The following is a 20,440-nucleotide window of genomic DNA, read 5'->3' as shown; positions in this document are numbered from 1 at the left end:
CGCGGCGCCTCACATATTCGGATAATTCGGCCCGCCGCCGCCCTCCGGCGGAACCCAATTGATGTTCTGCGCCGGGTCCTTGATGTCGCAAGTCTTGCAGTGCACGCAATTCTGCGCGTTGATGACGAAGCGCGGATCGCTCTTCGTCGCCTCCTCCGCATAGACCACCTCATAGACGCCCGCGGGACAATAGAGCTGCGCCGGCTCGCCATAGAGCGGCAGATTCTTCTCGATCGGGATCGACGGATCGCGCAGCGTCAGATGGCAGGGCTGGTCTTCCTCATGGTTCGTGTTGGAGACGAACACGGAGGACAGCTTGTCGAAGACCACTTTGCTGGTGAGCTTCGGATAGACGATCGGCGTCACCTGCGAGAGCGGCTTCAGGCAGGCGTAATCCGGCTTGCCGTGCTTCAGCGTGCCGAAGAGCGAGACGCCGAACAGCTCATTCGTCCACATGTCGAAGCCGCCGAGCGCAATGCCGAGCTTGGTTCCGAATTTGGAGAGCAGCGGCTTCACATTGCGGACCGGCTTCAAATCCTTGCCGATGTCGCTGGTGCGCCAGGCGGCGTCATAGGCCGAGACCTCGTCATGCGCGCGGCCTTCCGCCAGCGCCGCCGCCACATGATCGGCGGCGAGAATCCCGGATAGCACGGCGTTGTGCGAGCCCTTTATGCGCGGGACATTCATGAAGCCGGCCGAGCAGCCGATCAGCGCGCCGCCGGGGAAGGTCAATTTCGGCACGCTCTGCCAGCCGCCCGAGGTCAGCGCGCGCGCGCCATAGGCGAGGCGCTGCCCGCCTTCCAGCACCGGCGCGATGGCGGGATGCGCCTTGAAGCGCTGGAACTCGTCGAAGGGCGAGAGCGTCGGATTGGAATAGTTGAGATAGACGACGAAGCCGACCGAAACCAAATCCTCGTCGAAATGATAGAGGAAGGAGCCGCCGCCCGTGTCGTCGGCGAGCGGCCAGCCGACCGAATGCTGCATATGGCCGGGGCGGTGCTTCTCCTTGGGGATGCGCCACAGCTCCTTGAGGCCGATGCTGAATTTCTGCGGCTCGCTATCAGCATCGAGCGCGTATTTCTTCAGCAGCTCCTTGGCCAGCGAGCCGCGCGCGCCTTCCGCGATCAGCGTATATTTGCCGCGCAGCTCCATGCCGCGCGTAAAGCTGTCCTTGGGCGCGCCGTCGCGGCCGACGCCCATATCGCCCGTGGCGACGCCCAGCACCTCGCCCTTTTCGCCATAGAGCAGCTCGGCGCCGGCGAAGCCCGGATAGATTTCGACGCCCAGCCCCTCCGCCTCCTGCGCCAAAAAGCGCACGACGCTGGCGAGCGAGCCGATGAACTTGCCCTCATTGCTCATCAGCTTGGGATTGATGACATGCGGGATAGAGACCGCGCCCGTCGGCGTCAGCCAAAACATGTCGTCGCTGGTCACTTTGGTCTTCAGCGGCGCGTCGTCGCGGCCGCGCCAGTCCGGCAGCAGGCGGTCGAGGCCGATGGGGTCGATGACCGCGCCGGAGAGAATATGCGCGCCGGGCTCCGAGCCCTTCTCGATGACGACGACCGAGAGATCGGGCGAAATCTGCTTGAGGCGGATCGCGGCGGAGAGGCCGGCCGGGCCGGCTCCGACGATCACGACGTCGTAATCCATAGCTTCGCGCGGGGGCAATTCTTCTGTCTCAGCCATCGTCTTTCCCATTTCCGGGCGCGGTCCCTTTCGGGCGCAGTTCGAGGCGCGAGGGGAAGGCCCTCGCGTCGGCGAATTTTAGAATGAGAGCGATTTCACGTTTTTTCGAAAGAGGAAACCCCTGGGCCGCGGATTCGGGGTAAGTTTTTCGCCCCGCGCCCGGCGACGGCGCATCCTTCTCCCACTCGTGGGAGAAGGTGGCCCTCGCGTCAGCGAGGGTCGGATGAGGGCCCCTGCCGCAGGCCGCTAATCGAGTTCGAAACGGCTCACCTGCACGGACCCTCATCCGACCTCGCTTCGCGAGGCCTCCTTCTCCCGCAAGCGGGAGAAGGAGATGCGCGGAGCGGACATGCCACAAACAGCCCCCTCACGCTGAGGAGCCCGCGAAGCGGGCGTCTCGAAGCGTCGAAGCGCGCCTGGATCATCCTTCGAGGCTTTTTGCGTTCCGCAAAAAGCGCCTCAGGATGAGGGGATTGTATTTGCCGGGAGGATGCGATTGCCGGGGAACCGGGTGAGTTTGATGGCTAGTGGCGCATCGGCTCGAATTTCGCCGATGTGGCGTAAGGGGACGTCAGAGCGCAACAGGCGGTTTCCGTCGAGATCGATCCCTCCCGGTCTTCTTCGGGTCCCCGCTACGCAAAAGCTATTTTCAAAAAACGGCCGCTTCGCTATCCTCCCAGCGAGCAGTTGGGTCGAATTCGACCGCGATCTTAATCCCCACGCAGAAGCGTAGGCCAAGCGCGCACGAAAGCACGGGATGCGCACATGGTTGGGGGCCTGCCCGGTCACCTCAGCCGCCGTACGCCAGGGAGGCCGTGACGCCCTTGCGAATGGAACCGCGACGCAGGCAGACTTGGTGCGGCGGTTCAATGTGAGTCAGGCGACGTTTTCAAAGAATAACGCAACGCTAAGCGACGGATGTATGATGAAAATATTTCGTGGAAAAGGAGTAACTGAATCAGAAAAGCACCTTGCAAAGTTGGGCGACAGAACATTCTTGAATCTTTGGTCATACCCAAACACCTATATCGACAAAAAGGAAGGAACTGAAGGCAAAGAGCTGTGTGATTTATTGGTTGTATGCGGAAATGATATCATTATATTCAGTGACAAGGTGATTGAGTGGCCAAGTTGCGACAATATAAATATTGCATGGCCTCGATGGTATAGGAGAGCTATTGATAATTCTGCTAAACAAATTCATGGCGCAGAGCGGTGGATTAAGAGATTTCCTGATCGAATATTTGTCGATAGAAAGTGTGAGCAGCGACTTCCTGCAGAGTTTCCGAAAGTTGAGACACAAAGAATACATGGCATTGTGGTTGCGAATGGAGCAGAGCAAGCCTGCAAGGAATATTTTTCTGGAGGAGTCGGAACATTATTAATAAATCCAAGGATTTTGGACGGCGCTCATCACGAACCAAGCCACGAATCATTTATGCCGTTCGCGGTTGGAGACGTGGCGTCTGGAAAGTCATTTGTGCATGTTTTTGATAGCATAAGTATAGATTTGGTAATGGCGGAGCTGGATACAATCGCGGACTTCACAAGGTATCTGATTATGCGTGAAGAAATGATAAGAGCAAGGCATTTATTAATCGCTCCGGGAGAGGAAGAGCTTTTAGGGTTATACCTTCAGTCGGAGGACAAAGAAGGGGCTCACCATTTCCGTAAACCAGACGGAAGTAGTTGGAAAGAAGGTGATAGCTTTGGTGTTGAAAGCGGCTTTTTCGCCGCTCTTCTACGCAGACCGGAGTATCACGCAAAAAAAATGGCCGATCGCGTTTCATACACATGGGATAAGCTGATCGGTATTTTTTCCGAGCACGTCCTTGCCGGAACGTCGGTCAATATTCTTGGGATCGAGCCAAGTGCGTCACTAGCTGAGAGGGCGCTACGCATTATGGCTCTTGAGGATCGTTTCACTCGAAGATTTCTCGCGAGCGGCCTTATCGGAGCTATGCGGTCGGCTGAGGAACAGAAAGCGCACAGATTCGCCAGGGTATTACTTTCTAATCATCGACATACGGGAGATAAAATTGCATATATTATACTAATACTTGCATATATCGATCAGGTATGCGGTGATGTCGGGTATGAGGAATATAGAAAGTTACGCACAGTGATCCTCAATGGATATTGTTTGAATGTTCTAAAAAGATATGGCGATGTTGACGTTGTGGTCGGCATCGCTTTCGATGCGCCATACAGCGTCACTGGGCGAGAGGGCGGCTCCGAGGACTTGCTCGTTATGTCGAGGGATGCGCTGACCGAAGATGCAATGAGGCATGCGGAAAAGCTACGAGAGGATTTCGGCATCTTTAATCCGGGAACGATGACGGAAACGCAGTTTTCCGATCAAGAGTATCCAGCTCTTACGACGAGCACCGCGCAAGAAAAGATGTCTAGACAACGCCGTAGAGCCGAGCAGAGGAGGCTCAACAAGGTCGTTGGCCGAGCTAACGTTAAATAGCCACGTTAGCGATTTTGAGGGCATTTCGAGCTCCCCCACCGCCGGACCCTTGACGTATCCTGAAAATATTCCTATATCCCCCTCGCTCCCGCTGACGCAAGGGCGCGTTCTTCGGGTCGTGGAACGCGGGCGGGGGCCGGCTCCATCCGGGACGGCGACCCCCGTCCCTGGACAGGCGGCGCGTCGCCGGGCCGGCGTTTCTCTCCCGTCCATAGGGAGGGCGAGAGCCGTTCCGTGATCCCAGGCATTCGGAAGCGATCGGGTCTTGCACGTGAAAACCCAGGATTCGCGGGTCCGAAAGCGCCTCGGGACGTCGACGAGAAGGCGAAGCCGCGTTTCGGGACGCTCCGAAACCACGAATATCTCTTCGCGCCGCGGCCGAAAGGGGTCGGAGCGTCCCGAGCCGCCCTCCTCCCCCGCCGCCGCGAGGCGCCGGGCGCATCGGCGTGGGCGGATGATAATCCTATTCCGAAACCGTCGCCCCACGGCGTCCTGGCCGGGCTTGTCCCGGCCAACCACGCCAGCGCGCGCCGAGGCGTGGTAGAAGCAACGCCGAAGCTCCGCCGGTGGCGGGCGCTTCCTTTTGTTTCTCAGCTGCTTGGCGTGGATGGCCGGGACAAGCCCGGCCAGGACGGCGGCAGAGTTTCGCGATGGATGAATTCGATAGCCCAGGAGGGGTAGGTCGAGCGCCGAAGGCGATCGGGAAGGGGCGAGAGGGTGAAGCCCGCCACGCTCCGCGTTGACTTCCCGGCCTCCAGCGCCTAAAAACGCGCCAATCTCGTCAGAGATGACCTATGACCCGCCCATTCGCCCAAGAGGCGTAGGGCCAACGTCCGGCAGCGCTGAGCGCCCCCGGGCGCGCTTTGCTTTGGACGGGCGCGTGGCGAATAGGCAGTAGCGAAGAGATCGAGCTTCGGCTCTACTCGCTACTTCCTATTCGCTACTCGCTCCCTGGGAGAACCGCATGTTCGAGGGCCTTTCCGACAAGCTCTCCGGCATATTCGACAAGCTCACGCGGCGCGGCGCCCTTTCGGAGGCCGATGTCGCCGAGGCTCTGCGCGAGGTGCGCCGCGCTCTGCTCGAGGCGGATGTCGCGCTCGATGTCGTGCGCACATTCACCGACAGCGTGCAGGCGAAGGCCGTCGGCGCCAATGTGGTGAAGTCGGTCTCGCCCGGCCAGATGGTCGTCAAGATCGTCAATGACGTGCTGGTCGAGACGCTGGGCTCCACCGCGCAGCCGATCGACCTCGACGCCGCGCCGCCGGTCGCCATCATGCTGGTCGGCCTGCAGGGCGCCGGCAAGACGACCACCACCGCCAAAATCGCCAAGCGCCTGACCGAGCGTCATGGCAAGCGCGTGCTGATGGCCTCGCTGGACGTGAAGCGTCCCGCTGCGCAGGAGCAGCTCGCCATTCTCGGCCGGCAGGTGAATGTCGACACTCTGGCGATCGTCCCCGGCCAGGACCCGGTGAAGATCGCCAAGCGCGCCGAGGAGACCGCCCGGCGCGAAGGCTATGATGTGGTGATGCTCGACACTGCGGGCCGCACGCATATCGACGAGCCGCTGATGGAGGAGATGGCGCAGATCAAGGCCGTCTCCAAGCCGCATGAGATATTGCTCGTCGTCGATGCGCTGACCGGTCAGGACGCGGTCAATCTCGCCAAGAATTTCGACGATCGCGTTGGCTTGACCGGCATTGTGCTGACGCGCGTCGACGGCGATGGCCGCGGCGGCGCGGCGCTCTCCATGCGCGCCGTCACCGGCAAGCCGATCAAGCTGATCGCCACCGGCGAGAAGATGGATGCGCTCGACGAATTCTCGCCGCAGCGCATCGCCAATCGCATTCTCGGCATGGGCGATATCGTCGCGCTGGTGGAGAAAGCCGCCGCCGCCGTCGATCAGGAACAAGCGCAGCGCGCCGCCGAGCGCATGGCGAAGGGCAAGTTCGATCTGCAGGATTTGGCCGATCAGCTCGCCATGATGGAGAAGGTCGGCGGCTTCGGCGGCATAATGGGGCTGCTGCCCGGCGTCGCCAAGATGAAGGAGCAGATCGCCTCCGCCAACATCGACGACAAAATGTTCAAGCGCCAACGCGCCATCATTCTGTCGATGACGCCCAAGGAGCGGCGCAATCCCGACATTCTCAAAGCCTCGCGCAAGCGCCGCATCGCAGCGGGCTCCGGCGCGAAGGTGGAGGAGGTCAACAAGCTGCTGAAGCAGCACCGCCAGATGGCCGACATGATGAAAGCCATGGGCGGCGGCAAGGGCGGCGGCATGATGGCCAAGGCCGCGCAGATGATGGGCATGGGCGGAATGCAAGCGCCTTCGCCCGAGCAGCTCGCGCAATTGCAGAAGAAAATGGGCGGCGGCCTGCCGCCCGGCGCCGGCCCCAGCATTCCCGCTGCGCCGCCGGCTTCCGCATTCTCCGCCAAGCCGACGCTTCCGGGCCTCGGCGGCGGCGGAGGTTTCCTGAGCGGGTTGAATCCGTTCGGGAAGAAGAAATGAAACAGCGAGTAGCGAATAGCGAATAGTTCGCTCTCTCTATTCGCTACTCGCTACTCGCTACTCGCTCACACAAAGGAAGAACCAAATGTCCCTGAAGATCAGACTCTCCCGCGGCGGCGCCAAGAAGCGTCCCTTCTATCGCGTCGTCGTCGCCGATTCGCGCTCGCCCCGCGACGGCCGCTTTATCGAGCGTCTCGGCACTTTCGATCCGCTGAAGCCGAAGGACGCCGCCGATCGTCTAGTGCTCGACGCCGAGAAGGCGAAGGAGTGGATCGCCAAGGGCGCGCAGGCGACCGATCGCGTCGCCCGCCTGCTCGAGAGCGTCGGCGTCGGCAAGCGTGAGGCGCGCAGCAATCCGCAGAAGGCCCAGCCGAAGAAGAAGGCGCAGGAGCGCGCCGCCGCTGCGGCCGCCGCCGCCGAGGCCGCCTCGGCCTGATGACGCCGTCCTTGCGAGCGAAGCGAAGCGACCTAGGGCCGCGCGGCGGCCTCTGGAGCGCTTCGCCGATTTCGCGATGCGAGCCTGAAGGCTCGCGGTCCTCTGCGTGTCTTGGACCGCGAGCCTTCGGGCTCGCTCTCGTCCGCGCATGAAGAACGCCGTCCTGCTCGGCCGGCTTGGCGCCGCCCATGGCGTGCGCGGCGAAATCCGTCTGCAGAGCTTCACCGCCGATCCTTCGGCGATCTCCACTTACGGTCCCTTGTTCGACGCGAGCGGCGCGCGCCGTTTCGTCATCGCCTCGCTGCGGCCTCTGGGCAAGGACATGTTCGTCGCGCGTCTCGAGGGCGTGCGCGACCGCGAGGCGGCGACGGCGCTCACCGGCGTCGAACTCTATCTTCCGCGCGCGGCGCTGCCGGAGCCGGAGGAAGACGAATTCTATCTCGCCGATCTCGAAGGTCTGCGCGCGGAAACGCCCGCCGGGGACACGCTCGGGGTGGTGATCGCCGTGCGCAATTTCGGCGCGGGCGATCTGTTGGAAGTGCGCCCGCCCGCCGGCGGCGAGACGCTGCTCTTCCCCTTCACCAAAGCCGTCGTTCCGATCGTCGATGTCGCGGGCGGCCGCGTGGTGGTGGAGCCGCCGCTCGAGATCGAAGGCGACGCGCCGTCAGGGGAAGATGTCTAGCTCTGATTTCGAAAGCGGGACGCGACAATCGACGATGACCTCGTCGCCGACGCCGACATGCTCCTTCGCGCGCACATCGGCCTTGATCGCCAGCAGATAAGGGCCTTCCTTCGAGGGGAACAATGTCGTCGTCCAGACGGTGGCGCCGAGCGTCGCCGTGACCGGCGCGTAGCCATAGCCGGTCCGCTCGATCCGTGTTTCCGCTTTCAGCGCGCGCGAATCCTCCTCGCTCAGCGAGACGAAGAACCAGCCGCCTTTTCCGGGATATCTCCAGATTTTTCCCGTGACGGTGAGCTGCAAGAAATCCATTGTCGTTCAATCCTGCGCGAACCTCAGCGCGGAGGCTGCGCCACGAGTGGAAAATCCGACCAACTTTAGCGCCTGAGAACCGCGGGCGAAAGCGCGCCGCCTTTCCCGTCCCGCGCCTCCATGCCATAACCCGCCCATGTGGCGCGCGACGATCCTCACACTCTTCCCGGAAATGTTCCCCGGCCCGCTCGGCCTGTCGCTCGCGGGCGACGGGCTTGCGCGCGGGCTCTGGTCGCTGGAGGCGCGCAATATTCGCGAGCACGGCCTCGGCCGTCATCGCGCCGTCGATGACACGCCTGCCGGCGGCGGTCCTGGCATGGTGATGCGCGCCGATGTTCTCGCCGCGGCGATCAACGCCGCCGCGCCGCAGGGCGATGCGCGACCGCGCCTCGTGATGAGCCCGCGCGGCGCGCCGCTGACGCAGAGCCGCGTGCGCGCGCTGGTCGAAGGCGAGGGCGCCGTCATCCTCTGCGGACGCTTCGAGGGCGTGGACGAGCGCATCATCGAAGCGCGCGCGCTGGAGGAGGTCTCGATCGGCGATTATGTGCTTTCGGGCGGCGAGATCGCGGCCATGGCGCTCGTCGACGCCTGCGTGCGGCTATTGCCGGGCATAATGGGCGAGTCGGCCTCGGGCGAGGAGGAGAGCTTCGAGAGCGGTCTGCTCGAATATCCGCAATATACGCGGCCGCGCGATTTCGAGGGCCGCGCCATTCCAGATATTCTGCTGTGCGGCGATCACGCCAAGATCGCGAAATGGCGCCATGAGCGCGCGCTCGAGCTGACGCGCGTGCGGCGGCCGGATTTGCTGGCGCGGGACGGAAAGAAGCGCTGACCGCGATCAGGCGCGACGCTTTTTCCGTCATTGCGAGCGAAGCGAAGCAATCCAGAGCCGTGGGGCGGCCCTGGATTGCTTCGTCGCTACGCTCCTCGCAATGACGGAAAAGCGCGGTTCAGGACATCACCACATTCACCGCGCTCTCGGGCAATTCCTTGCCGAAGCAGCGCTGGTAGAACTCGGCGACGAGCGGACGCTCGAGCTCGTCGCATTTGTTCAGGAAGGTGAGCCGGAAGGCGAAGCCGACATCGCCGAATATCTCGGAATTCTCCGCCCAGGTGATGACCGTGCGCGGGCTCATCACTGTGGAGAGATCGCCGGACATGAAGGCGTTGCGCGAGAGATCGGCGACGCGCACCATCTTGTTGATGGCGTCGCGGCCTTCCTTGGTGGCGTTGAAGCTCTTCACCTTGGCGAGCACGATATTGGTCTCGGCGTCATGCGGCAGATAATTGAGCGTCGAGACGATGGACCAGCGGTCCATCTGGCCCTGATTGATCTGCTGCGTGCCGTGATAGAGGCCCGATGTGTCGCCGAGGCCGACCGTGTTGGCGGTGGCGAAGAGGCGGAAGGCGGGATGCGGACGAATGACGCGGTTCTGATCGAGCAGCGTCAGCCGGCCGGAGACTTCAAGCACGCGCTGAATGACGAACATCACATCGGGGCGGCCGGCGTCATATTCGTCGAAGCACAGCGCGATATTGTGCTGGAGCGCCCAGGGCAGAATGCCGTCGCGGAACTCCGTGACCTGCTTGCCGTCCTTCAGCACGATCGCGTCCTTGCCGACGAGATCGATGCGCGAGACATGGCTGTCCAGATTGACGCGCACGCAGGGCCAGTTGAGCCGCGCGGCCACCTGCTCGATATGCGTCGATTTGCCGGTGCCGTGATAGCCCGTCACCATCACGCGGCGGTTGCGGGCGAAACCGGCGAGAATGGCGAGCGTTGTCTCGCGGTCGAAGAGATAGTCGGGATCCTTGTCCGGGACATGCTCGGTCCGCTCGGAATAGGCGGGAACCTCGAGATCGGAGTCGATGCCGAACAGCTGGCGCACGGAGACTTTGAGGTCCGGCAGGGGCGCGGACCCGGCCGCTTTGTCGCTTGGGGTTGACATTGATCCTCCGTTTCGCCGACGCGCGCTCGCGACATTCGCGCCGGCAAGGCCTGGTCAAACGCTTGTTCAAACGAGCTTGGCGGCCCGCAACGTCTTATATGCGTGAATGATCTCCCGCAGTCTTTCCTCGCAGGAGCGATCTCCGCCATTGGCGTCGGGATGGTGACGTTTGACGAGCTCCTTATAGCGCGTCTTTATCGCCTCCGCACCGGCGGTCTCATCCAATCCGAGCGCATTCAGCGCCTTGATCGTCACCGCCGAATAGCGCGGGCTCGCCTCCGCCTGCGGCCGGGCGCGATGCGCCCTCTGCCGGTAGAGGCCCATGGGATCGGCGAAATTCTCGGGCCGCAGCGGGTCCTCGCGAAAGGAGGCCTGGCCGCGCTTCACGCCCATGGACCAGGTGGGGCGATGGCCGGTGGTGGCGTCGTCCTTCAGGTAACGGGCGACGTCCTCGTCGCTCATTCCGTTGAAGTAATTATATGAATTATTATATTCCCGCACGTGCTCAAGGCAGAAGCAGAAATATTGCCCCTCGCGCAGCCGTCCCATGGGCGCGCGATGGGCTCCCTCGGCCTCGCAGCCGGGCGCGTCGCAGCGAAAACGAGTCTCGCGGCGCTCCTGCCTCTGCTCGGGCTTCACGCGGATACGATCGAAGAGGGGCGAATTCAAATCCATGGCGCTGCATTATGGTAGACTGGCCGCAGGCTGCAAGCGGAACCCGTCGCCAATTTCGATCGGCGGGAATTTTGCTTGGAGTGGGGCGACGAGGAGGATTCCACTATGGCCGAGCAAGGCAATATCGGCGCCGTCCAGGCCCGCATCCGTTCGAAGCTGACCGAAGGGCTCGCGCCCGTCACCTTGAAGGTGATCGACGAGTCCGACAAGCACGCCGGGCACGGCGGCCATCATCAGGACGGCGAGAGCCATTTTCGCATAGAGGTGGTGAGCGAGGCTTTCGCCGGCAAGAAGCTGGTGGAGCGCCATCGCATCGTGAACGCGCTGCTCGCCGAGGAGCTGGCGACCCGCGTCCACGCGCTGGCGATCACGGCGCGCGCGCCGCAGGAGTAGCTATGTCATCGCGAGGAGCGCAGCGACGCAGCGATCCAGGGGCCGTCCCAGGGCTCTGGACTGCTTCGCTTCGCTCGCAATGACGACGGTCGGCCTCCTTTTGCAAAGCCGTAGCGGCTCCGCTTGACGCGCGGCCCCTCCTGCGCGAATCTCGGTTTCGCCCAGGGGAGCCTCGCCGCCTGCGCGCTGCGGCGCGCGGCAAGAGGCTGAGAGGCCGGATGGCTGGAGACAGCGGCTCGGCGACCCTTCGAACCTGATCCAGTTCGCGCTGGCGTAGGGAGGCCGCATGCTCCTGATATTCCTCGGCCCTGTCGGGCCGTATCGATGCTGATCGGCGTGATCGGCGCCGGCGTCGCCGGCCTGACCGCGGCTTTCGAGATCGCTCGCGCCGGCGCGCCCTTCGGCGTCGAGGTCGAGCTGGTGGAGAGAGCGGCGGGGCCGGGCCGCGGCTGCTCGCATTTCGCCGGCGGCATGATCGCGCCCTGGTGTGAATTGGAGAGCGCCGAGCCCATCGTCGCGACGCTCGGCGAGGAGGCGCTCGCCTTCTGGACCAAGGACATTCCCGTCGCGAAAATCGCCGGCAGCCTCGTCGTCGCGCCGCCGCGCGACCGCGCCGAGCTGACCGAATTCTCCCGCCGCACCCGCTGTTTCGAGCGGCTGGACGCCGATGGCCTCGCGGCGCTGGAGCCGGCGCTCGCCGGGCGATTCTCGGCCGGGCTCCATTTTTCGCAGGAGGCGCATCTCGAGCCGCGCGCGGCGATGGCGGCGCTGTTCGAATGTTTGCAGACAATGGACAATGTCCGCATCCGGCTCTGCGCCGATTCTGTCCCGCGGGCGGATTGGATCGTCGATTGCCGCGGCTTCGCCGCGCGCGGCGAGCTGGCGGAACTGCGCGGCGTCAAGGGCGAGATGCTCGTGCTGCACAGCGACGAGATCGAATTGTCCCGTCCCGTCCGCATGCTGCATCCGCGCCATCCGGTCTATGTGGTGCCGCGCGGGCACGGCGTGTTCATGGTCGGCGCGACGATGATCGAGAATGAGGAGCGCTCCCGCGTCACCGCGCGCTCCATCGTCGAGCTGGTCAATTCGGCCTTCGCCATTCATCCCGCTTTCGCCGAGGCGGAGATCGTCGAGACGGGCTCGGATGTGCGCCCCGCCTTCCCGGACAATCTGCCGCGCATTTCGCGCCAGGGCCGGACGCTCTATGTGAACGGGCTCTATCGGCATGGATTTCTTCTGGCGCCGGCGCTGGCGCGCCGTGTCGCGCGCTTCCTCTTCACGGGCGAGATGTTCCCGGAGGTCATGAATGCGAATCAGGGTGAATGGGCAGACGCTCGAGGTCGAGGCGCCGACATTGGAGCGCCTCATCGAGGAATTGGGCTTTAGCGAGCAGACCATCGCCACGGCGGTGAACCAGGAATTCGTGCGCAGCAAGGATCGCGGCGAGACGCTGCTGGTCGAGGACGATACGATCGAGATCGTCACGCCGCGGCAGGGAGGGTGAGGGAAGCGCCGAACTTGCTACCTCGGCGATGAACTCCATGTTAGGGTCGGCCCATGAGCACGATCGTCACGGAAATCTACGACGCCCTTCGAGAAGCCGGCGCGAGCGAGGAGAAAGCGCGCAAGGCTGCGGAAGTCGTCGCTAATTTCGACTCGAAGAACAGCGACGTTCAGCATGAGTTCGCCTTGCTGAAGGGCGAGTTCAACACCGTGAAATGGATGCTCGCGACCAACATCACGCTCACGCTTCTGGTGCTCGGAAAGCTGTTCCTGCACTGATGGCCGATGCGGTTTCCGGTCGAGCCCCGAACGAGCCGAATGCGATGACTGCGTCTCTCCTCCTCTATGGCGAGGTCCTATCCTCCCGCTTCCTGCTCGGCACGGCGCGCTATCCTTCGCCCGCGATACTCGCCGAGGCGATCCGCGCGGCGGGGGCGGAGGTCGTCACCGTCTCGCTGCGGCGGGAGGCGGGAGGCTCGCGCGCGGGCGAGAGCTTTTGGCGGCTCATTCGCGAGCTGGGCGTGCGCGTGCTGCCCAACACCGCCGGCTGCCGCACGGCCAAGGAGGCCGTCGCCACCGCGCAAATGGCGCGCGAGCTGTTCGGAACCAATTGGATCAAGCTCGAGGTCATCGGCGAGGAGGACACGCTGCAGCCGGACGTCTTCGGCCTGGTGGAGGCGGCGCGCATCCTCAGCGACGACGGCTTTTGCGTCTTTCCCTATACGACAGAGGATCTGGTCGTCGCGGAGCGGCTGCTGGACGCCGGCTGCCGTGTGCTGATGCCCTGGGCGGCGCCGATCGGCTCCGGCCGCGGGATCAACAATCTCTTCGGCCTCCGGGCGTTGCGCGCGCATTTTCCCGACACGCCGCTGATCGTGGACGCCGGCCTCGGCGCGCCCTCGCAGGCGGCGGCGGTCATGGAGCTCGGCTTCGACGCCGCTCTGCTCAACACGGCGGTGGCGCGCGCCGGCGACCCGGTCGTTATGGCGCGGGCTTTCTCGCTCGCCATAGAGGCGGGCCGGGCGGCCTATCTCTCCGGTCTGATGGAGCCGCGCGACATGGCGGCGCCCTCGACGCCCGTGCTCGGCCGCGCCTTCGGCGATGGATTCGAGGCATGAGCGCGATTTTGCTCGACCCGTTTTATCTCATCGTCGATTCCGCCGATTGGCTGCCGCGTCTGCTGCCTTGCGGCGTGCGGCTCGTGCAATTGCGCGTCAAGGATCGTGAGGAGGCGGCGCTGCGCGCGGAGATCGCCCGCGCTCGCGACCTTTGCGCCGCCCATGGCGCGCAGCTCGTCGTCAATGATTATTGGCGGCTCGCCATCGAGCTTTCCTGCGATTTCGTGCATCTCGGCCAGAGCGATCTCGACACGGCCGATATCGCCGCGATCCGCGCCCATGGGATAAGGGTCGGCGTCAGCACGCATGACGCGGCGGAGCTGGAGCGGGCGCTGGCGCTCGCTCCCGATTATGTCGCGCTGGGGCCGATCTATCCGACTTTGCTGAAGCAAATGGCCTTCGCCCCGCAGGGGCTCGAGAAGATCGGCGCCTGGAAACGCCGCATCGGCGCGATTCCGCTCGTCGCCATCGGCGGGCTGACGCCGGAGCGCGCCCGCGCGGCGCTGGCGGCGGGGGCGGACAGCGCCTGCGTCGTCACCGATATATTGCGCGCCGCGGAGCCGGAGGCGCGCGCCCGCGAGTGGGTGGAGGCGACGGACGAAAAGCGAGTCACGACGCCCCGCCGATCGGCCACTCCCCTTTGAACACATTGCCCTGATTGTCACGCGCCTCGACGCGCATCACCTTGGCGCCATTGGGCCTGTAGGCGAAGCGAAAGCTCGGATCCTCGGACAGGGAAATTCCGCCCTCCATGGAGAAGATCAGCGCATCGCCCTGACGCACTTCCACCTTGTCGACATAGTGAGCGGGAATATAGGCGCGGGTGAGCGGGTCCATCTGCAATCCCGAATTATTGGGATGGCGGATCATGATCTGCGCCTCGCGCAGCGCGGGATTGTCGCTCGGGAGCTCGCGATATTTCATCTTGCCGAGATTGGCGGAGGCCTCGTCCTGATCCTTGATCGCCGGAGCCGAGCAGCCGCCCGAGGCCTTCACGAATTTCACCACCGAATGCAGCGCGCCATCGCCCGTTTGGCCGACGACATGCACATTGGTGTACGAGTTCACGCGCACGCGCGTCTCGATCTTCGCGACGCCGGCGCCCTCGCCGAAGGAGAAGGCCGCCGCCATGGGCATCGGATTCTCGTCGATGACCAGCGTCGCCGCGCGCAGGCCGGGCTCGAGCAGCGAGATGGTCATCGGCACGATGGCGGCGTCCTCGGCCCGCTTCGGCGCCTCCAGCGCCACCACGCCCTCATGCGACGTGATCGCGCGGTCGTGGAAAATATCGGTGACGAGGCCCGGCCACGGATCGATCTTCTGCTCCTGGGCCAGCGCCGCGCCGGCCGAAAGGCAGAGCGCCGCCGCCATTGCGAGGGAGCGCGGGAGGGACCGTGAGCCGCGGGGCTCGCTCTCATTCGGCGATTTGCGGGCCTGAAGGCTCGCGGTCCAAGGGCTCATCTGCCTTCCTCCGGTATCTGTCGAAGCATAGCGCTGTGAGCGCGGCCGGCTCAAGGGGCCTCCCATTCCAGCTCGGCGAAGCCGGCCGTGGCGTTGCGCGTGTGATAATCCTCGAACAGCAGCCAATTGGGCTTTTCGCCGCGGCCGGCGGTCGTGACCGCGCGCGCGAGCGTCTCGCCTTTGGCGATGTCGGCGCGCAAATCGCGGGTGAGATGGTCGAAATAGGCCTTTTGCGCCTCCAGCGCCTGCGGCCAGGGGGCGACCGCCGGCCCATGGCCCGGCACGACGCGGACCGCCTCGATCTTTCGCAACTCCTCTATGACGGACAGAAAGCCCAAAAGGCTGCCGTCGACGATCGGCACATGCTGCAGAAACAAGAGATCGCCGGTAAAGAGCGTGCCGCTCTGCGGGTCGAGCACGGTGAGATCGGAATCGCTATGGGCGGTGCGCCAGGCTCTCAGCGTGATCGCGCGGCCGCCGAGATCGAGAATCGTCTCGCGCTCGACGGCGAGGGTCGGCGGAACCAGAATCACATCGTCGAGCAGGGCGCCCATCGCCTCGCGGAAAGACGAGAGATAATGCGGGCCGCGCGTCGCCATGGCGCGGGCGAGATTCTTGTGCCCGACGAAGACCGCTCCCGTGTCTCGAAAGGCAATATTCCCGAAAATATGATCGGGATGGACATGGGTGTCGATGACATAGCGGATCGGCTTGGTCGTGCGCTGCTGCAATGCAGCGAGGAAGGCCTCGCCCTCCGCGCGGCTGCCGCCCGTGTCGATGACGGCGACCGCCTCCGCGCCGACAATGGCGCCGAGATTGGCGATGCCGCCAGCGTTGTCGCGGGACATCAAGGCGGTCACCCCCTGATGAACGAATACTCCGGGCGCGATCTCCGTCAGCTCGAAGCTTTTCGCGCCGCTGGCGACGAGGCAGAGACACGTGATGGCGAGCGCTAGAATAGTGCGTTGCAGCATTGGTTTTTCAGCCTCGTTTTTCGCCAGTTTCACGCGCGAAATCAGGAAACTCGGGAATGGGATTTGGGGATTGCGCTTCAATTCTGTGCGACATATTATCCCGCCGTTTCCGACCTAAAAGAGGCTTTCCGGCCGGGAACCGGAGAGCATCTCGACGGAGGTACGGGCGGGGCTGCGGGCGCGGCGTTTCCGCCTGATCGCCGTGGCAAAAAAACGGGGAAACGGCTTCCCAAAGCCTAGGGCGTCGGAAAGGCGCGATGTCGGCGGCGTGGCCGGGCCTTTTGCACGGTGATGTCGTCAGGAGGAAAAGCTCATGCATAAGCTGTTGTTGTCGACTTCGGTGGGGATCCTCGCGCTGCTCGGGGCCGGCGTGGCGAGCGCCGACGAGCTGCTCGATCTCCAGAAGAATCCGAAGGATTGGGTTTCGCCGACCGGCGACTACGCCAATCTGCGTCATTCCAAGCTGAAGCAGATCACCACCGAGAACGTCGGCAAGCTGGCTCCCGCTTGGAGCTTCTCGACCGGCGTGCTGCGCGGCCACGAAGGCGCGCCGCTCGTTCTCGGCGACGTGATGTATCTTCATACGCCGTTCCCCAACATCGTCTACGCCCTCGATCTCAACAACGAAGGCAAGATCCTCTGGAAGTATGAGCCCAAGCAGGATCCGAGCGTCGTTCCGGTCATGTGCTGCGACACGGTGAATCGCGGCCTCGCCTATGGCGACGGCAAGATCTTCCTGGCCCAGGCCGACACCACCCTCGTCGCTCTCGACGCCAAGACCGGCAAGCTCGTCTGGTCGGTGAAGAACGGCGATCCGTCCAAGGGCGCCACCTCCACCGCGGCTCCGCACGTCTTCAAGGACAAGGTCCTCGTCGGCATCGCCGGCGGCGAGTTCGGCGTGCGCGGCAGCATCACCGCTTATAACATCAAGGACGGCAGCCTCGCTTGGCGCGGCTATTCGGAAGGCCCGGACTCCGAGGTGCTGCTCGACCCCGAGAAGACCACCTTCCTCGGCAAGCCGGTCGGCAAGGATTCGTCTCTGAAGACCTGGGAAGGCGATCAGTGGCAGATCGGCGGCGGCACCACCTGGGGCTGGTATTCCTATGACCCCGAGCTGAACCTCATCTACTACGGCTCCGGCAACCCCTCCACCTGGAACCCGTCGCAGCGTCCGGGCGACAATCGCTGGTCCATGACCCTGTGGGCGCGCGATCTCAACACCGGCGTCGCCAAATGGGTCTATCAGATGACCCCCCATGACGAGTGGGACTATGACGGCATCAACGAGGTGATCCTCGCCGATCAGACCATCAATGGTCAGCCGCGCAAGACCGCCGTGCACTTCGATCGTAACGGCTTCGGCTACACGCTCGATCGCGTCACCGGCGAGCTGCTCGTCGCCGAGAAGTACGACCCGGCCGTCAACTGGGCGTCCAAGGTCGATCAGGACAAGAACTCGCCGACCTATGGCCGTCCGCTCGTCGTCTCGAAATATTCGACGCAGCAGAACGGCGAGGACGTCAACACCAAGGGCGTCTGCCCGGCGGCTCTCGGCTCCAAGGACATGCAGCCCGCGTCCTTCAACCCGGACACCGGCCTGTTCTATGTGCCGACCAACCACGTCTGCATGGACTATGAGCCCTTCCGCGTCAGCTACACGGCGGGTCAGCCCTATGTCGGCGCGACGCTGGAAATGTTCCCGCCGCCCGGCGAATCCAACATGGGCAATTTCATCGCTTGGGACGCCCGCGTCGGCAAGATCGTCTGGTCCAACAAGGAGCAGTTCTCGGTCTGGTCCGGCACGGTCACCACGGCCGGCGGTCTCGCCTTCTACGGCACGCTCGAGGGCTATCTGAAGGCCGTCGACGTCAAGACCGGCAAGGAGCTCTACAAGTACAAGACTCCGTCGGGCATCATCGGCAATGTGATCACCTATGAGCACAAGGGCAAGCAGTATGTCGCGGTTCTGTCCGGCGTCGGCGGTTGGGCCGGCATCGGTCTCGCGGCCGGCCTGTCCAAGAGCAATGAAGGCCTCGGCGCGGTCGGCGGCTATAAGGCGCTGTCCGACTACACCGCTCTCGGCGGCGTGCTGACCGTCTTCTCGCTGCCCGACTACGCTCTGCCGATCGTCGCTCCGGCGAACTGATAGGCCAATAAAAAGATCAGCGCTCGGCGTACGCTCCTGGCGCGCGCCGAGCGCCTTGTTTGTGTGGATGGAAACTGCTGGAGGATGGAGTAATGAGACTGCCGCTCGTCGGGGCCCTTGCCCTGAGCGTCTTCATGGGTGTTGGAACGACCGCGCGCGCCGAAGCGCCGGGAGACCCGACTGCTGTCAAGGAAGTGGACGGCAAGTGGTTCGACGCGCAGGGCAAGCCGACCTATAAGGTGCAGGCGGACGGCACGGTCGATTGGTACACCTTCTCCGGCTATCGCCGCTATCACGCCGAATGCCACGTCTGCCACGGCCCCAACGCCGAAGGCTCGACCTATGCGCCGGCGCTGAAGAATTCGGTCAAGAACTTCAATTACGAGGAGTTCTACGGCATTGTCGTCGGCGGTCGCGAGAACAAGCAGGCGGGCAATGACAGCGTCATGCCGGCTTTCGCCGAGAACAAGAACGCCATGTGCTATATCGACGACCTCTATATCTATCTCCGCGCCCGTTCGACCGAGGCGGTCGGCCGCGGCCGCCCGGAGAAGAAGGCGGAGAAGCCCCCGGCTTTCGCCGAGGCCGAAGCGAAGTGCATGAGCGCCAAATAGTGATCGCGCGTCAGTCGAGGCTTCGCGCGCCGGCTGGCGGCGGAACCGGCCGAGGGCTCGTCATGTCGCGTCGTCTCGCTTTTTCTCTGGTCGCCGTCGCGGGCCTGCTCGCGACGGCCCTGGCGCATGCGCAATCGCCGGGCCTCGTCGCCCGTCCCCAAGGGGGCGTCGACGACGCGCGCGGCTCGATCGAGCTGATCGACCCCAAGGTTCTGCGCGTCTGCGCCGATCCCAGCAATCTTCCCTTCTCCAACAGCGCCGGAGAAGGCTTCGAGAACAAGCTCGCGGAGCTTCTGGCCAAGAAGCTCGGCAAGGATATCGCCTATTCCTATTATCCGGGCGCGACCGGCTTCATCCGCAACACGCTCAATGCGCATTTATGCGATGTGGTGATGGGAATGCCGCAGGGCGACGATCTCGTTCAGCCCACCAATCCCTATTATCGGACCTCCTATGCGGCGGTCTATCGCGCCGGCTCCGATCTCGAGGGGCTGACCTCTCTCGCCGATCCGCGCCTCGCGCAGAATAAGCGCATCGGCCTCGTCGCCAACACGCCGCCGGGCAATCTCCTGGCCCGCTATCGGCTGCTCGCGGCGGTGAAGCCCTATCCGCTGGTCGTCGACACGCGCGTCGATGCGCCCGGCGCCGATATGATCCATGATCTCGAGAATGGCGCGATCGACGTCGCTATTCTCTGGGGGCCTTTCGCCGGCTATCATGCGAAAAAGTCCGGCGGTCGGCTGAAGCTGGCCCTGCTCACCGGGGACAAGGGCGCGCGCATGAGCTTCCGTATCGCCATGGGGGTTCGCCATTCCGATCAGGAGTGGAAGCGCGAGCTCAATCGGCTCATCGCGCAGAATCAGGGCGAGATCGACAGATTGCTCGCCGATTTCGGCGTGCCGCTGATCGACGAATCCGACGCGCCGATCACGCCGGCGCCCACCGCGTCCACGCCATGAGGCGCTGGCTCGGCCTCGCGCTCGGCCTCGCAATTCTGGTCTCGGCGCCCGCCGTCGCCGAGACCGTTCCCGAGCCGGAGGGCTATCGGCTCTCTGATTTTCGCGCCGCCGTGCCCGCCACTCTGCGCGGCGCGCGCGTGATCGACGCGCAGCAGGCCTTCGCCCTATGGCGCGACAAGTCCGCCGCCTTCGTCGATGTCCTGCCGCGCCCTCCGAGGCCCGCCGGCCTGCCGCCCGACGCCGTCTGGCGCGACAAGCCGCGTTTCGACATTCCGGGCAGCGTCTGGCTTCCCGAGACCGGCTATGGCGAATTGCCGGAGGCCTCGCTCCGCTATTTCGAAAGCGGCCTCGCGCGCGCGAGCGCTCGGGACAAGAGCCGTCCGCTGGTTTTCTACTGCCTCGCCAATTGCTGGATGTCCTGGAACGCCGCCAAGCGCGCATTGGCGCTCGGTTATTCCGACGTGTCCTGGTTCTCGCAGGGAACGGATGGCTGGGCGGCCGCCGGCCATCCTCTGGAGCCGCGCGAGCCCGAGCCGCGCGACGAGCGCTGAACTGG

Annotated in this window: 21 protein-coding genes and 1 riboswitch; of the genes, 15 read left to right on the top strand and 6 right to left on the bottom strand. The window is 64.0% G+C overall.

The annotated features are described in order from the left end of the window. Positions 1-9: 9 nt before the first annotated feature. Positions 10-1,686 (bottom strand): electron transfer flavoprotein-ubiquinone oxidoreductase, encoded by a 1,677-nt coding sequence (locus ACT53T_RS10545; protein WP_476161145.1) that lies wholly within the window; start codon positions 1,684-1,686, stop codon positions 10-12. 757 nt (positions 1,687-2,443) lie between these two features. Between ACT53T_RS10545 and ACT53T_RS10540 the strand changes: the two genes are divergently transcribed. The 4 genes from ACT53T_RS10540 (at position 2,444) to rimM (ending at position 7,783) form a co-directional block, all read left to right on the top strand. After that, positions 2,444-4,159 carry a hypothetical protein gene (locus ACT53T_RS10540; RefSeq protein ID WP_476161144.1) on the top strand — a complete coding sequence of 572 codons (1,716 nt, stop codon included), beginning with the start codon at positions 2,444-2,446 and terminating at the stop codon, positions 4,157-4,159. A gap of 964 nt (positions 4,160-5,123) precedes the next feature. Continuing rightward, positions 5,124-6,665, top strand: coding sequence for a signal recognition particle protein (ffh, locus tag ACT53T_RS10535; protein WP_476161143.1), 1,542 nt, complete (start codon positions 5,124-5,126; stop codon positions 6,663-6,665). A gap of 85 nt (positions 6,666-6,750) precedes the next feature. Beyond that, the gene (gene rpsP / locus ACT53T_RS10530) at positions 6,751-7,101 is read left to right on the top strand and encodes a 30S ribosomal protein S16 (RefSeq protein ID WP_018267770.1); all 351 of its coding nucleotides are present in this window, start codon (positions 6,751-6,753) and stop codon (positions 7,099-7,101) included. A 148-nt stretch (positions 7,102-7,249) separates the two neighbouring features. Then, the gene (gene rimM, locus ACT53T_RS10525) at positions 7,250-7,783 is read left to right on the top strand and encodes a ribosome maturation factor RimM (RefSeq protein WP_476161142.1); all 534 of its coding nucleotides are present in this window, start codon (positions 7,250-7,252) and stop codon (positions 7,781-7,783) included. Here the strand turns inward: rimM and ACT53T_RS10520 are convergent. Further along, entirely contained in the window at positions 7,766-8,092 is a 327-nt protein-coding gene (locus tag ACT53T_RS10520) for a DUF1905 domain-containing protein (protein ID WP_476161141.1), read from the bottom strand. The two genes, rimM and ACT53T_RS10520, sit on opposite strands and share 18 nt — an antisense overlap. A gap of 136 nt (positions 8,093-8,228) precedes the next feature. Between ACT53T_RS10520 and trmD the strand changes: the two genes are divergently transcribed. Next, a complete protein-coding gene (gene trmD / locus ACT53T_RS10515) occupies positions 8,229-8,924 on the top strand; it encodes a tRNA (guanosine(37)-N1)-methyltransferase TrmD (protein WP_476161140.1) in 696 nt (231 codons plus the stop codon). Positions 8,925-9,042: 118 nt separating this feature from the next. On the opposite strand, the gene cobS is transcribed toward trmD, so the two are convergent. Further along, complete coding sequence (gene cobS / locus ACT53T_RS10510) at positions 9,043-10,041, bottom strand: cobaltochelatase subunit CobS (protein ID WP_018267775.1); 999 nt, start codon at positions 10,039-10,041, stop codon at positions 9,043-9,045. Between the two features lie 66 nt (positions 10,042-10,107). Next, positions 10,108-10,716, bottom strand: a complete 609-nt coding sequence (locus ACT53T_RS10505) for a J domain-containing protein (protein ID WP_018267776.1) — start codon at positions 10,714-10,716, stop codon at positions 10,108-10,110. A 105-nt stretch (positions 10,717-10,821) separates the two neighbouring features. On the opposite strand from ACT53T_RS10505, the gene ACT53T_RS10500 reads away from it, so the two are divergent. The 6 genes from ACT53T_RS10500 to ACT53T_RS10475 all read left to right on the top strand — a co-directional run bounded on the left by ACT53T_RS10500 (position 10,822) and on the right by ACT53T_RS10475 (position 14,374). Further along, positions 10,822-11,109, top strand: coding sequence for a BolA family protein (locus ACT53T_RS10500; RefSeq protein ID WP_476161139.1), 288 nt, complete (start codon positions 10,822-10,824; stop codon positions 11,107-11,109). Positions 11,110-11,262: 153 nt separating this feature from the next. After that, positions 11,263-11,406: riboswitch (TPP riboswitch) on the top strand. Positions 11,407-11,433: 27 nt separating this feature from the next. Next, complete coding sequence (locus ACT53T_RS10495; RefSeq protein ID WP_476161138.1) at positions 11,434-12,495, top strand: FAD-dependent oxidoreductase; 1,062 nt, start codon at positions 11,434-11,436, stop codon at positions 12,493-12,495. Next, positions 12,464-12,613, top strand: a complete 150-nt coding sequence (thiS, locus tag ACT53T_RS10490) for a sulfur carrier protein ThiS (protein WP_018267780.1) — start codon at positions 12,464-12,466, stop codon at positions 12,611-12,613. Before ACT53T_RS10495 ends, thiS begins: the two co-directional genes overlap by 32 nt. Before the next feature lie 53 nt (positions 12,614-12,666). Further along, entirely contained in the window at positions 12,667-12,891 is a 225-nt protein-coding gene (locus tag ACT53T_RS10485) for an integrase (RefSeq protein ID WP_161912621.1), read from the top strand. 44 nt (positions 12,892-12,935) lie between these two features. Beyond that, positions 12,936-13,730 carry a thiazole synthase gene (locus ACT53T_RS10480; protein ID WP_476161137.1) on the top strand — a complete coding sequence of 265 codons (795 nt, stop codon included), beginning with the start codon at positions 12,936-12,938 and terminating at the stop codon, positions 13,728-13,730. Further along, positions 13,727-14,374, top strand: coding sequence for a thiamine phosphate synthase (locus tag ACT53T_RS10475; RefSeq protein WP_476161136.1), 648 nt, complete (start codon positions 13,727-13,729; stop codon positions 14,372-14,374). Before ACT53T_RS10480 ends, ACT53T_RS10475 begins: the two co-directional genes overlap by 4 nt. Here ACT53T_RS10475 and ACT53T_RS10470 read toward each other — a convergent pair. After that, on the bottom strand, positions 14,340-15,101 hold the full coding sequence (locus ACT53T_RS10470; RefSeq protein WP_476161168.1) for a quinoprotein dehydrogenase-associated SoxYZ-like carrier: 762 nt from the start codon (positions 15,099-15,101) through the stop codon (positions 14,340-14,342). The genes ACT53T_RS10475 and ACT53T_RS10470 overlap by 35 nt on opposite strands. Positions 15,102-15,241: 140 nt before the next feature. Continuing rightward, entirely contained in the window at positions 15,242-16,165 is a 924-nt protein-coding gene (locus ACT53T_RS10465; protein WP_476161135.1) for a quinoprotein relay system zinc metallohydrolase 2, read from the bottom strand. Positions 16,166-16,478: 313 nt separating this feature from the next. On the opposite strand from ACT53T_RS10465, the gene xoxF5 reads away from it, so the two are divergent. The 4 genes from xoxF5 (at position 16,479) to ACT53T_RS10445 (ending at position 20,435) form a co-directional block, all read left to right on the top strand. Continuing rightward, on the top strand, positions 16,479-18,311 hold the full coding sequence (gene xoxF5 / locus ACT53T_RS10460; protein WP_400765812.1) for a lanthanide-dependent methanol dehydrogenase XoxF5: 1,833 nt from the start codon (positions 16,479-16,481) through the stop codon (positions 18,309-18,311). Positions 18,312-18,445: 134 nt separating this feature from the next. Next, complete coding sequence (locus tag ACT53T_RS10455; protein WP_026191627.1) at positions 18,446-18,925, top strand: c-type cytochrome, methanol metabolism-related; 480 nt, start codon at positions 18,446-18,448, stop codon at positions 18,923-18,925. Between the two features lie 62 nt (positions 18,926-18,987). Continuing rightward, positions 18,988-19,884 carry a substrate-binding domain-containing protein gene (locus ACT53T_RS10450; protein WP_476161134.1) on the top strand — a complete coding sequence of 299 codons (897 nt, stop codon included), beginning with the start codon at positions 18,988-18,990 and terminating at the stop codon, positions 19,882-19,884. Continuing rightward, the gene (locus ACT53T_RS10445) at positions 19,881-20,435 is read left to right on the top strand and encodes a PQQ-dependent catabolism-associated CXXCW motif protein (RefSeq protein ID WP_476161133.1); all 555 of its coding nucleotides are present in this window, start codon (positions 19,881-19,883) and stop codon (positions 20,433-20,435) included. Before ACT53T_RS10450 ends, ACT53T_RS10445 begins: the two co-directional genes overlap by 4 nt. The last annotated feature ends 5 nt before the right edge of the window (positions 20,436-20,440 follow it).

It is taken from the genome of Methylosinus sp. DMC45, from assembly GCF_056313885.1.
Note: the sequence above shows the minus strand (reverse complement) of the source record. Positions and strands in the feature narration are given on the sequence as shown.